The organism is Cobetia sp. BMC6 (assembly GCF_029991385.1).
Taxonomy (GTDB): Bacteria; Pseudomonadota; Gammaproteobacteria; order Pseudomonadales; family Halomonadaceae; genus Cobetia.
Genome location: NZ_JAKUMF010000104.1, coordinates 1 through 218, shown reverse-complemented (window position 1 = coordinate 218; position 218 = coordinate 1). Strand labels below are relative to the sequence as shown.

General features: G+C 54.6%; 1 protein-coding gene. It reads right to left on the bottom strand.

Annotation, left to right across the window (positions count from 1 at the left end; genetic code table 11):
* A partial coding sequence (locus MKZ40_RS17185; RefSeq protein WP_282628018.1) for a helix-turn-helix domain-containing protein occupies window positions 1–218 on the bottom strand: 218 nt, incomplete at both ends.

The following is a 218-nucleotide window of genomic DNA, read 5'->3' as shown; positions in this document are numbered from 1 at the left end:
CATATCGAGAAATACGGTGACGTAACGTTGCCCTCGACGTGATGCCGTTTCGTCTACCCCGACATTGGCAACCTGAGAAAGATCCAGGTCCCCCAGCATGCGGCCTACGTAATGATGCACGATGCGCCACAAACGCTTGTCAGTGACTTCCAATTGCCGAGAGACGGCGAGCACAGGCATCTCCCTGACCAACGACATGGCAGCCTGTTCAAACAACA